1 pseudogene is annotated in these 573 nt (G+C 77.8%); it reads left to right on the top strand.

From position 1 onward, the window contains the following. Nucleotides 1-573 (top strand): annotated as a pseudogene (locus AC2W7J_RS18680) (hypothetical protein); the annotation flags it as partial.

The following is a 573-nucleotide window of genomic DNA, read 5'->3' as shown; positions in this document are numbered from 1 at the left end:
GCTCGGGCTCGACCCCGACCGGCCGGCGCTGCTGCTCACCCCCGGCACCGGTGCCCTCGAGGACGTCGCGAGCCCTGTGCGGGTGGCGCTCGACGTGCTGCGCAGCACCGCTCCCGAGTGGCAGGTCGCCGTGACGAGCCCGGCCCTGGCCCGCCACGGGATCGGGAGCGACGGCGAGGACGTGCACCTGCTCACCGACACCTATCCGCTCGCGCGCTCGCTCGCGGCCTTCGACGGGGCGGTGAGCGCCGCGGGCTACAACTCCGTGCACGAGCTGCTCGGCGCGAGGATCCCGACCGTCCTCGTCCCCGGCCAGTCGCTGGGCACCGACGACCAGCCCGGCCGTGCGGCGACGCTCGCCGCTGCGGGCGCCTGCCTGAGCGTCGACCCCGGTGACGCCGAGGGGATGCGGGCGGCTGTGACCCGCCTGCTCGACCCGGCTGCGGCGGCCGAGCTGCGGGATGCCTGTGCGCAGCTGCCGGCGACGACGGGCGGGGGCCGAGACGGCCCGGCTGCTCGTCGACCTCGCCGCTACCGCGCCCCGTTGCCGGCCGGTCTGGCCGCCGGGTGCCC

Source organism: Janibacter sp. CFPM2_SD2 (assembly GCF_057364645.1).
Note: the sequence above shows the minus strand (reverse complement) of the source record. Positions and strands in the feature narration are given on the sequence as shown.